The organism is Microbacterium sp. CCH5-D1 (genome assembly GCF_001557335.1).
GTDB classification, from domain to species: domain Bacteria; phylum Actinomycetota; class Actinomycetes; order Actinomycetales; family Microbacteriaceae; genus Microbacterium; species Microbacterium oxydans.
The window spans coordinates 1-9,386 of sequence record NZ_LSJW01000143.1 but is presented as its reverse complement, the minus strand read 5'-3'; the positions used below and the strand labels follow the sequence as shown (position 1 = coordinate 9,386).

Annotated in this window: 9 protein-coding genes and 1 pseudogene; all 10 read left to right on the top strand. The window is 69.2% G+C overall.

Annotation, left to right across the window (positions count from 1 at the left end):
- Positions 1-1,073: pseudogene (locus tag AX744_RS20640) on the top strand (primosomal protein); the annotation flags it as partial.
- The gene (locus AX744_RS09020) at positions 1,073-2,110 is read left to right on the top strand and encodes an HAD-IIA family hydrolase (protein ID WP_061016417.1); all 1,038 of its coding nucleotides are present in this window, start codon (positions 1,073-1,075) and stop codon (positions 2,108-2,110) included. The pseudogene AX744_RS20640 and the gene AX744_RS09020, both read left to right, overlap by 1 nt.
- 51 nt (positions 2,111-2,161) lie before the next feature.
- Positions 2,162-2,338 carry a hypothetical protein gene (locus AX744_RS20635; protein WP_164734087.1) on the top strand — a complete coding sequence of 59 codons (177 nt, stop codon included), beginning with the start codon at positions 2,162-2,164 and terminating at the stop codon, positions 2,336-2,338.
- A complete protein-coding gene (locus tag AX744_RS09015) occupies positions 2,335-3,132 on the top strand; it encodes a TlyA family RNA methyltransferase (protein WP_061016415.1) in 798 nt (265 codons plus the stop codon). The genes AX744_RS20635 and AX744_RS09015 overlap by 4 nt, the downstream gene beginning before the upstream one ends.
- Positions 3,129-4,049 (top strand): NAD kinase, encoded by a 921-nt coding sequence (locus AX744_RS09010; protein WP_046749378.1) that lies wholly within the window; start codon positions 3,129-3,131, stop codon positions 4,047-4,049. The genes AX744_RS09015 and AX744_RS09010 overlap by 4 nt, the downstream gene beginning before the upstream one ends.
- Before the next feature lie 13 nt (positions 4,050-4,062).
- Positions 4,063-5,754: a DNA repair protein RecN gene (gene recN, locus AX744_RS09005; protein ID WP_058633031.1), complete on the top strand. Its 1,692-nt coding sequence runs from the start codon at positions 4,063-4,065 to the stop codon at positions 5,752-5,754.
- 17 nt (positions 5,755-5,771) lie between these two features.
- Complete coding sequence (locus AX744_RS09000; RefSeq protein WP_061016413.1) at positions 5,772-7,466, top strand: CTP synthase; 1,695 nt, start codon at positions 5,772-5,774, stop codon at positions 7,464-7,466.
- Positions 7,459-8,040, top strand: a complete 582-nt coding sequence (locus tag AX744_RS08995) for an NUDIX domain-containing protein (protein ID WP_046749375.1) — start codon at positions 7,459-7,461, stop codon at positions 8,038-8,040. The genes AX744_RS09000 and AX744_RS08995 overlap by 8 nt, the downstream gene beginning before the upstream one ends.
- A 2-nt stretch (positions 8,041-8,042) precedes the next feature.
- Complete coding sequence (gene xerD / locus AX744_RS08990; protein ID WP_061016411.1) at positions 8,043-8,945, top strand: site-specific tyrosine recombinase XerD; 903 nt, start codon at positions 8,043-8,045, stop codon at positions 8,943-8,945.
- Positions 8,946-9,158: 213 nt separating this feature from the next.
- Positions 9,159-9,386 (top strand): ParA family protein (locus AX744_RS08985; RefSeq protein ID WP_197429197.1); only part of this gene is annotated, 228 nt, incomplete at its 3' end.

Sequence of the window (9,386 nt, the reverse complement as noted above, 5' to 3'; positions counted from 1 at the left end):
GTGCGCCTCGTCGTGAGGGTGGCTACAACCGTGATGGTGGTGCGCCTCGTCGTGAAGGCGGCTACAACCGCGAGGGCGGCGACCGCTCCGCTGGGCGTTCCTTCCCGCAGCGCGGGGGCGCGGGTCGGGAGCGGCCGGCGCAGGCCGCCAACGAGCGTCCGCGGTTCGATGAGCCCCACATCCCCGACGATGTCACCGCGCGTGACCTCAACGGGGCGGCGCGCAACGAACTCAAGACGCTGAGCAAGGAGAATGCCGAGCACGTCGCCCGTCACCTCGCGATGGCGTCACGGCTCATCGATGAGGATCCTGCGCTCGCCCACCAGCACGCACTGGCCGCCTCCCGACGCGCCGGTCGCATCGCGATCGTCCGGGAGACCCTCGGCATCACCGCGTACGCCACGGAGGACTTCGCTCTCGCGCTGCGCGAACTGCGCACCTACCGTCGCATCTCCGGTAAGGACGATCAGATCGCTCTGATGGTTGACAGTGAGCGGGGTATCGGTCGCTCTGACCGGGCGCTCGAGACCGGGCGTGCAGTGGATCGCTCTGCCCTCGAAACGCCTGTCCGCGTCGCACTCGCCATCGCCATGTCGGGAGCCCGGCTGGATCAGGGCGATCTCGAGCTCGCGCTCGGTGAGCTGGAGATCCCCGAGCTCGACCCCGATCGCGCGTTCGAATGGAGCCCCGCTCTGTTCGCTGCCCGTGCCGCCGTGCTCGAAGACCTCGGGCGCACCGACGAGGCGGAGTTCTGGGCGCACCGTGCCGAGGTCGCCGCGGAAGCACTCGGGATCGACGAAGCGGGCGACGAAGAGATCTTCATCGAGGACAGCCTCATCGAGGGCGAGTTCCCCGACGAGGACGACGCCTCGGCCGCGCCCTCCCAGGCGGACGCCGATGCAGCTGACTCCGATGCAGCTGAGTCCGATGCGGCTGAGTCCGGTTCATCTGAGTCCGACGCATCAGACGAGGAAGAGCCCTCGGTCGAAGACGAGGTGCGCGAGCTGCTCGGCGAGGATCAGGACGAAGATCAGGACGCGGACGAGGACAACGAGTCGGAGCCGGAGGCGTAGTGGCGCTGTTCTCTCGGAAGCGGTCGGCACCTACTCCGCTCGACGGTGTCGACACTGTCCTCGCCGACCTCGACGGGGTGGTCTATGCCGGTCCCGGGGCACTGCCGTTCGCGGTCGAGAGTCTCAACGAGGCGGCGAAGTCCGCTCGGCTCGGATACATCACCAACAACGCTGCGCGGACCGACGCGTCCGTGGCTGAGCACTTGAGCAGTCTCGGGCTCCACGTCGAGGCGACGGATGTCGTCACCAGCCCGCAGGCCGCGATGCGTCTGATGGCCCAGATCGTGCCCGCACCGGCGACGATCCTGGTCATCGGCGGTGACGGGCTCGTCGACGAGGTGCAGAAGGCGGGTTACACGGTCACCCGCAGCGCGGACGATGCACCCAGCGCCGTGGTGCAGGGCTTCGCGCCCGAGGTCGCCTGGACCGATCTCGCTGAGGCGGCCTTCGCATTGAAGCTCCCGGAGGACGAGGGCGGGATCCCGTGGATCGCCACCAATACGGACTGGACGATTCCTCGGGAGCGTGGCGTCGCGCCGGGGAACGGAACGCTCGTCTCCGCTGTCCACACCGCGATCGGCCGGCTCGCGACCGTCGCGGGAAAGCCGGAGGAGCCGATCTTCCAGGAGGCGCTCGCACGCTTCGGTGCGACGAAGGCGCTCTTCATCGGTGACCGTCTGGACACCGACATCATGGGCGCCAGCCGGGCGGGCATCGACTCCGCTCTGGTGCTCACGGGCATCGATCGGCCGAAGCATGTGCTGGCGGCACCGGAGGGGTCGCGTCCTACGTACATCCTCGGCGACCTGCGCGAGCTGCATCTTCCGTACCCTGAAGTGACTCAGCAGGACGGCGTCTTCCGTGTCAACGGCGCCGCCGTGCGTGTCACCGGTGCCGATGTCGAGATCGTGGCGGAGTCCGCAGAGCAGATCGATCTCCTGCGGGCGGGCGCTGCCGCCATCTGGGCCTCGGGAACGCCCGTGTTCGTGCTGCGGGTTCCCGAGCGTCTCTACGAGGATCCGTTCCACCGCCCCTGACGCCGTCGCGTGGCGCCCTCCTGCGTCGGAGGGGCCGCGTACAGTAGAACCGTGAGCGATGAGACGACGAGCGCACCGACCGATGGTCTGTGGAGTCGGCTGCGCCTGATCGAGGGTCAGCCGCTTCCTGCCCGTGCCGACGCGTATTCTGCGCTGCACGACGAGCTCTCCCGTCGCCTCGAGACCGGTGCGAAGGTCGAGCAGCGGGAGACGTCGGGATCCCGATGACGCGACTCGACGCCGCCCTCGCCTCCCGAGGACTCGCCCGTTCGCGCACCCACGCGGCGACCCTCATCTCAGAGGGGCTCGTCAGTGTCGATGGCCGACCGGTCGTGAAGGCGTCGACGTCGGTCGGCGAGGGGACCGAGATCACGATCGCCGGAGCCGACCACTACGTCGGCAGGGCCGCGCACAAGCTCATCGCGGGTCTCGACGGCTTCGCCGTCCCGGCGCAGGGGCGTCTCGCGCTCGACATGGGCGCATCCACCGGCGGATTCACGCAGGTGCTGCGCGAACGCGGCGCGCGCACGGTCCTCGCTGTCGACGTCGGGCACGGGCAACTCGCTCCGTCCATCGCCGCCGACCCCGGCGTCATCGCCGTCGAGGGCTACAACGTCCGTCACATGACACGCGAGAACCTCACCGCGGCGACCGGCGAGACGGCGGCACCCGATCTCATCGTCGGCGACCTCTCGTTCATCTCCCTCGAACTCGTGCTTCCGGCCGTCGCCGCCGTGGCAGTGCCGGAGTCGGACATCCTCCTGCTCGTGAAACCCCAGTTCGAAGTCGGGCGCACAGCCGTCCGCGGCGGTCTGGTCACCGACCCCGCAACGCGCGCCGACGCCGTCGCCAGAACGGTGTGGAGCGCGTGGGATCTGGGACTCGGCATGCTCGGGATCCTTCCCTCCCCGATTCTCGGTACGCACGGGAACGCGGAGTATCTCGTGCACCTCGCCCCGGGGCGGGGCAGCAATCCGACAGAATGGCTGGACACCATCAACCGACTGGCAGGAGGACGATGAACGAGCGCTGCATCCTGGTCGTCGCTCACGCGGGCCGTGTCGACACCGTCGAGGCCGCCCGTCGGGTGATCGACGCTCTTCGAGAGGCCGGAGCGCGACCCGTTCTGGCCGTCGACGATCACGAGGACCTCGCGGCCGTCGACCCGTTCTTCGTCGACACCGACGTGCTCGGGCGTTCCGTCGACCCGGCCGACCTCGAGCTGGCGATCGTGCTGGGCGGGGACGGGACGATCCTGCGAGCCGCGGAACTGGTGCGGGACAGCGGCGCACCCGTGCTCGGCATCAACATGGGGCATGTGGGCTTCCTCGCGGAGATCGACCGCGATGACATGGACAAAGCGGTGCGCCGTGTGATCGATCGCGACTACGAGGTCGAAGAACGGCTCGCGCTGTCGGTGCGGGTCAAAGATGTCGATGGCACGGTCGTCTACGAGACCTGGGCGCTCAACGAGGCGACGGTCGAGAAGGCCAGCCGTGAGCGGATGATCGAGATCGTACTGGAGATCGATGGACGCCCCCTGTCGAGCTTCGGCTGCGATGGCATGGTCGTGTCCACTCCGACCGGATCGACCGCCTACAACTTCTCGGCGGGAGGCCCCGTGATCTGGCCCAGTGTGGAGGCGATCGCCGTGGTGCCGCTGTCTGCGCACGCGCTGTTCGCCAAGCCGTTGGTGGTCAGCCCGGACGCGTCGGTCGCGATCGAGATGCTCGAGCGCACGGACGGCTCCGGCATCCTGTGGTGCGACGGACGCCGTTCGCACGAACTGCCGCCGGGCGCTCGTGTGGTGGTGCGTCGTTCTTCACGTCCCGTGCGGCTCGCGCGCCTGCACCCCACGGCCTTCACGGACCGTCTCGTGCGCAAGTTCCAGCTGCCCGTCGCCGGGTGGCGTGGCCAGGCGACGGAAGCGACGTCGTGAGCGAGAGGTCGTCATGATCGAGGAGATGCGGATGCAGGGGCTCGGCGTCATCGCCGATGCCGTTCTGCCGCTGGGCCCCGGCTTCACCGCGGTCACGGGTGAGACCGGTGCGGGCAAGACCATGGTCGTCACCGGACTCGGGCTGCTCCTCGGCCAGCGCGCCGATTCCGGGGCGGTGCGCGCCGGTGCGTCGCAGGCATCGGTCGCCGGCGTGTGGATCGTCCCCGAAGAGGGCAGCGTCGCAGAGATCGTCGCCGACGCCGGCGGAGAGCTGGAGCCCGCGGGTGGCGGCAGCGCCGAACTCTACGTGTCGCGCACGCTGAGCGCGGAAGGGCGCTCCCGCGCGAGTGTGGGTGGCCGCGCCGCTCCGGCGGGAGTACTCTCTTCGCTCGCGGAAGAGCTTGTCGTGGTCCACGGCCAGTCCGAGCAGCTGCGGCTGCGATCAGCGACCGCCCAGCGCGATGCGCTCGATCGTTTCGGTGGTGCTCCGATCGCGGAAGCCGTGAACACCTATGCGGCCGCTTTCGCTCGTTGGCGTGCGCTCGACGCCGAGATCTCGGAGATCACCGAGAACCGGGATCGGCGGGCCGAAGAAGCCACGCGACTGCGGGAGGCCATCGCACTGATCGAGGCGACCGCGCCGGAGCCGGGGGAGGACCAGGAGCTCACCGAGCGCTCCGAGCGTCTCGCCAACGCCGAGGAGCTGCGTCTCGCAGCATCTCTCGCCCACGCCGCGCTGTCGAGCGAAGACGGCGAGCCCGATGCCGCGGCGCTCGTCGCGGAGGCACGTCGCGTGCTCGAACGAGCCTCTGATGCCAAGTTGACCGAGATCGGGGAGAACCTCGCCGACATCGGCTACCGGATCGCCGACACGGCGGGGCTCCTCTCCGCCTATCTCGCCGACCTCGACGAGACCGGTCCGCATGAGCTCGCGGCGGTCGAAGAGCGGCGTGCGGCGCTCGGGACCCTGATCCGTGCCCACGGCTCGCTCGATGAGGCTCTGACTCTCTGGCAGACCGGATCCGCGCGGCTGGCCGAGCTCGACGACGACGGTGACCGCATCGAAAGGCTGATCGCCGAGCGTGATGCGGCCAGGGTCGAGCTCGACGCGCACGCCGATGCACTGACTGCGGTGCGCACCGAGGCGGCTTCTCGTCTGGGCGCCGCTGTGACGGAGGAGCTCCACGCTCTCGCGATGCCGGACGCCCGCCTCGAAGTCGCGGTCTCCGAGGGCACCGAGAGCGCCCACGGCCGAGACGATGTCGCGATCCTCCTCGCGCCCCACCCCGGCGCCGAGCCGCGATCGGTCTCGAAGGGAGCCTCTGGCGGCGAGCTCTCCCGTGTGATGCTGGCCATCGAGGTCGTGATCGCCGCGACCGACCCGGTTCCGACGTTCGTGTTCGACGAGGTCGACGCGGGCATCGGTGGCGCTGCGGCCATCGAGGTCGGACGCCGACTCGCCCGACTCGCCGAGAAGTCGCAGGTCATCGCGGTCACACATCTCGCACAGGTCGCAGCTTTCGCCAACAACCACCTGTCAGTCGTGAAGGCCAATGACGGCGCGGTCACGGCCTCCAGCGTGCGGCGTCTGGAGGGGGAGGAGCGCGAAGCCGAGATGGCACGTCTGCTGTCGGGGCTCACCGATTCCGACGCCGCTCTGACCCACGCGCGTGAACTTCTCAGCCTCCGAGTGCCCACCGCCTGATAGGATCGAAGCCCGTGATGAACTCTTCTTCTGCGGGACCCAAGAACGACACGACCAAGCACATCTTCGTGACTGGTGGTGTCGTTTCGTCTTTGGGCAAGGGACTGACGGCGGCCAGCCTCGGAAACCTCCTCACGGCCCGCGGCCTGCGCGTCGTGATGCAGAAGCTCGACCCGTACCTGAACGTCGATCCGGGCACGATGAACCCGTTCCAGCATGGCGAGGTGTTCGTGACGGACGACGGCGCCGAGACCGATCTCGACATCGGCCACTACGAGCGCTTCCTCGACATCAACCTGTCGGAGGCGGCCAACGTCACCACTGGCCAGATCTACTCGCAGGTGATCGCCCGCGAGCGTCGCGGCGAGTACCTCGGCGACACGGTGCAGGTCATTCCGCACATCACGGACGAGATCAAGCGCCGGATGCGCCTGCAGGCGTCGGAAGACCCGCGTCCCGACGTGATCATCACCGAGGTCGGCGGCACCGTCGGCGACATCGAGTCGCAGCCGTTCCTCGAGTCCGCGCGCCAGCTGCGTCACGAGCTCGGCCGCGACAGCGTGTTCTTCGTGCACGTGTCGCTCGTGCCCTTCATGGGCGCCTCGGGGGAGCAGAAGACCAAGCCGACGCAGCATTCCGTGGCGGCCCTGCGCCAGGTCGGCATCCAGCCGGACGCCCTGGTGCTCCGCAGCGACCGCCCGGTCAGCGCGAGCAACCGCAACAAGATCGCGCTGATGTGCGACGTCGATGTCGAGGGCGTCATCAACACCGTCGACCTGCCGAGCATCTACGACATCCCCTCGACGCTGAACGAGCAGGGACTCGACTCGTACATCGTGCGCCGCCTCGGCCTCGACCAGAAGGCGGCCGACGTCGACTGGACACGCTGGAACAAGGTGCTGCACGCGGTGCACAACCCCAAGCACGAGGTGACGATCGGCCTGGTGGGCAAGTACATCGACCTCCCCGATGCCTATCTCTCGGTGACCGAGGCTCTCAAGGCCGGAGGCTTCGCACAGGAGACCAAGGTCAACATCCGCTGGATCCCCTCCGACCTCTGCGAGACCCCGGAGGGCGCCAGAGAGCAGCTGGCCCAGCTCGACGGCATCTGCGTGCCGGGAGGCTTCGGCATCCGCGGCATCGAGGGCAAGCTCGGCGCGCTGAAGTTCGCGCGTGAGCAGGGCATCCCGACGCTCGGCCTGTGCCTCGGCCTGCAGTGCATTGTCATCGAGTACGCACGCGACGTCGCCGGCATCGAAGGCGCGTCCTCGAGCGAGTTCGACCCGGAGACGGCGGAGCCCGTCATCGCCACGATGGCCGAGCAGGTCGACATCCTCGACGGAGGCGACCTCGGGGGCACCATGCGCCTCGGTCTGTACCAGGCCGCCCTCGCCGAAGGATCGCTCGCCCGTGAACTGTACGGTGCGCCCGAAGCCTCCGAGCGCCACCGTCACCGCTACGAGGTGAACAACGCCTATCGTGACCGTCTCTCGGAGGCCGGACTGGTGTTCTCCGGTCTCAACCCGGAGCTCGACCTCGTCGAGTACGTCGAGCTTCCCCGCGACGTGCACCCGTACTACATCGCCACTCAGGCGCACCCCGAGCTGCGCTCGCGTCCGACCGCTCCGCACCCGCTGTTCCGCGGACTGGTCGGCGCAGCGATCGAGCGGAACCGCGCGAGCGAGCTGTTCGACGTCAGCGCGGATGACTGAGTCGCCGCAGGACCTCCGCGACGAGCCGTTCGAACCGGAGGTCCTTCACAGCGACCTCGTATACCGCGGCAGGGTCTGGGACGTCCGCTCCGACCGTGTGCGCTACGGAGACGGTGAGATCGTCCGACAGTACGTCGATCACACCGGCGCGGTGGCGATCGTCGCCCTGGACGATGAGGGGCGCGTCCTGCTGATCCAGCAGTACCGTCACCCGATTCGGCATCGGGATTGGGAGCTCCCTGCAGGACTGCTGGATGTGGAGGGGGAGGAGCCTCTTGCCGCAGCCCGGCGGGAGCTCGCCGAAGAGGCCGACCTCGTCGCCGAGCGCTGGGAACCCCTGGTCTCCTCCTGGACGACTCCGGGCGGGAACGACGAGATCATCCACGTGTTCCTCGCGACCGGGGTCTCCTCGGCCGACGCGGCACACGACCGGGAGGACGAGGAGGCGGACATCCGGGTGGCGTGGGTGCCGCTTTCGGACGCCGTCTCGGCGGTGCTCGAGGGGCGGATGCGCAACGGCATCCTCGCCATCGGGGTGCTCGCGGCATCGCAGAGGCTGCGCGACCGGGACTGACGATGCAGCTCGAGCGCGCCCTGGACGCCTACCTGCGTCATGTCACGGTCGAGCGGGGCCTGAGTGCCCACACTGTCGCGGCGTACCGGCGTGACCTCGGCGTCTATCAGGAGTGGTTGGTCGCAGAAGGGATCGCCGACACGGCTGAAGTGACCCCTGCCGTGATCGACCGGTTCATCGCGGAGCGGGCATCTGCCCAGCCGCCGCCCGCCTCGACGAGCCTCGCGCGCCTGCAGTCGTCGGTCCGGGGCTGGCACCGTTTCCTGGCACGCGAGGGCATCGAGGCTGACGACCCCAGCGGCCGGCTCCGCCCGCCCAAGGCGCCGCGACGGCTCCCCAAAGCCCTGACCATCGAGCAGGTCGAGCGCCTTCTCGCCGCGCCATCGCCCGAGGACCCGCTCGGCATCCGCGATCGCGCGCTGCTCGAACTCCTGTATGCGACCGGAGCCCGGGTGTCAGAGGCCATCGACCTCGACGTGGACGACCTGGCACACGGCGACGTGCTGCGACTGCGGGGGAAGGGGGCCAAGGAGCGCATCGTGCCGGTGGGCTCCTACGCGCGCGCCGCCATGGACGCGTACCTGACGCGCGTGCGTCCGGGACTGGCGGCCAAGGGACGTGCCTCTGCCCGACTGTTCCTCGGCGCTCGGGGCGCCCCGCTCTCACGCCAGAGCGCCTGGCTCGTCATCCGCGCTGCCGCCGAGAGAGCGGAGATCACGGTCGACGTCTCCCCGCACACCCTGCGGCACTCGTTCGCGACGCACCTCCTGCAGGGTGGGGCGGATGTGCGCGTGGTCCAGGAGCTCCTCGGGCATTCGTCGGTCGCGACGACGCAGATCTACACCCACGTCTCCGTCGACGCGCTCCGCGACATCTACGCGACGTCGCACCCGCGCGCCCGATGAGGGGTGCCGCACCGGCCCGGTCGCTCTGCCGCGCGCCGGTCGCTCTGCCGCGCGCCGATCGCTCTGCCGCTCGCCGATCTCTCTGCCGCGTGCCGAGGCGGCCGGAGAACCGCATGGCCGGTACAATCGACCAAGCACGACGGAGCAGGAGAACGGGTGGCTGAGAAAGTGGCGAAGTCCAGGGCGAAGGCGCAGAAGGCCGACGAGACCCCCATGGGACCCACCGGCCGTCCGTATCACGGCTTCCCGATCCCCGAGCCGCTGAAGTCCCACGGCCCTGCACGCATCATCGCGCTGTGCAACCAGAAGGGCGGCGTCGGAAAGACGACCACGTCGATCAACCTCGCCGCGTCGCTGGCCGAATACGGCCGGAAGGTGCTGGCGGTCGACTTCGATCCCCAGGGTGCGCTCTCTGCGGGCCTCGGTATCCCCACCCACGAC